Source organism: Micromonospora sp. CB01531 (assembly GCF_001905095.1).
In the GTDB taxonomy this organism is placed as follows: domain Bacteria; phylum Actinomycetota; class Actinomycetes; order Mycobacteriales; family Micromonosporaceae; genus Micromonospora.
In genome coordinates this window covers 1-2021 of sequence record NZ_LWLS01000055.1, presented here as the reverse complement: position 1 = coordinate 2021, position 2021 = coordinate 1, and the positions used below count along the sequence as shown (strand labels likewise).

General features: G+C 69.1%; 2 protein-coding genes. Both read left to right on the top strand.

Going from position 1 to position 2021, the window contains the following annotated elements:
* Positions 1-659 precede the first annotated feature (659 nt).
* Positions 660-1034 carry a pilin gene (locus tag A6A27_RS08315; RefSeq protein ID WP_073833963.1) on the top strand — a complete coding sequence of 125 codons (375 nt, stop codon included), beginning with the start codon at positions 660-662 and terminating at the stop codon, positions 1032-1034.
* A gap of 1 nt (position 1035) precedes the next feature.
* Entirely contained in the window at positions 1036-1956 is a 921-nt protein-coding gene (locus A6A27_RS08310) for a conjugal transfer protein TrbL family protein (protein WP_073833962.1), read from the top strand.
* Positions 1957-2021: the final 65 nt, after the last annotated feature.

Here is a 2021-nt window from a genome sequence, read left to right as displayed (position 1 = left end):
CGACCGCCCGAACCCTTATTTACCAGGCTCTTAGAGCCGGTCGGACACCGGCACCGAAGGTCATGTCAGCGGCACGGTGACGGGTGCAGCGGTGACATCGGTGGCGATTGTCACGGGACGGTTCATCCACGCCGTGTCATCGACACTCATCACCGTCATGGGCATCCTGTCCGTGGCGCTTCGTGTCTGACAGCCGCGCCTGATACGGCCACGACTCGACCAGGTGTCGCACGTCGCTTTGGCAGACATCCGCCATCGCACCGGCCCGAGGCGGAGCCCAATCGGCGCGAGATGTGGTGAGTTGCTGTGTGCCGCTGTGAGTGGCGGTGAGAACCGGGGGCGTTCGCCAGAGCACACAACCGCCGGTTTGGGGGTGCGGGACTTCTCGTCGCACCCACGGCGTGGTGAGGATCCCGCCCGCCGCCGGGTCCGCACTCGGTCGGGCCGCACGTCGTGCTGGACGCCTCGGGTGCCGCGCAGTGCTTGGTGCGCTGACACCTCATCGAACACCGCTACCCGACAAGGGAGGAAGGGCTCCTCCCGGGGATGGTCTGGTTCGTGGCGCGTCCCGTCTGCGGCCCGGCGGCGGTCTTCGGTGACCATCCGCTAGCACCTCGCCGTGTCCCTCGGGCGTCGGCGGGGCCGGAGGTGAAAGAGTCATGTTCCGCATTTCGGCACGTCTTCGTGCCCTCACCCGCTCCCGTACCGTCCGCCGCGCCGCCGTCACCGGCGTGGTGGTGTTGTTGTTGTCGGCGCCGGCCGCCGCGCACGCCGCCCCCGCGGATCCCAAGGACGGTGGTCCGTATCCGCTGCCGGTCGTGATCGGCAACCTGCAGACCTGGGTGATGGGCATCCTCGCCGCGCTCGCCACTCTGTTCCTTGTCCTCGCCGGGGTCTATTGGGCCACCGCCGGCGGCGACCCCACCCAGGTCGAGCGGGCCAAGGCCGCGTTGAAGAACGCGCTGATCGGTTACGGCCTCGCCGTTCTCGCGCCGATCCTGCTGCAGATCGTCCGCGGAATCGTCGGAGGCTGACATGGGTTGGCTGCTCGACCAGATCCTGGACTGGATGGCGGCGGCGATCCTCGCGACGTTGGACGCGCTGTTCGAGGTGATCACCGGCGTGCTGCTGGTCACCCCGAACGTCACGGCCTTGCCTCAGGTGCAGGCCCTGACCGGCCGTTCCGTCCTCGTCGTCGACACCGTCTTCGTCCTCGCCTTTGTCACCGCCGGTGTGCTCACCATGACCGCCGGCGGCAGTGAGACCACCCGCTACACCGTCAAGGACCTCATCCCCCGGCTGATCGTCGGGTTCGTCACCGCGCACTTCTCACAGCTGTGGTGCGGCATGCTCATCGACCTGGCCAACGCCCTGACCGGCGCGCTCACCACACCTGCGGGCGACAGCGCCAGCGCCCTGCGGGCGATCAAGACACACATCGCCGCCGGACAAGACAAGACGGCGGTGCTGCTGTTCGTGATCTGCGTGGCGATCATCGCCGTCCTCCTCGCCGGCACCGCGTTCAGCGTGATCGTCCGCTTCGTCGTTGTGCTCGTCCTCACCGCCGCCGCGCCCCTCGCCCTGGCCTGTCACGCGCTGCCGCACACCGACCCGCTGGCGCGCCTGTGGTGGCGCTCCTACATCGGAGTGCTCGCGGTGCCGGTGGTGCAGGGCTTCACCCTCTACGCCGGGCAGTGGATGCTCACCGACCCCAACCATCTGCTGCCCGCGCTGGGCCTGCCGGTCGAACCCGGCGGGGTGATCAACCTGTTCGTCGTGATCGTCATGCTGTGGACGGCGCTGCGGGTGCCCACCCTCATGCGCCGTTACGTGGCCACCGGCAACAGCGGCCGCGGGGTGAACATGCTCGGCGCGGCGGTGCGGGTGATCGTCGTGCAGCAGGTCACCCGCTCGGTCCCCGGCCTCGGCCGGGCGGTGAAGGCGGTGGGCCGATGACAGCCCACGACTCCACCGAGGCGGGGCGGGCGCGGATGCCGACGGCTGCTTCATACTGCGCGGTT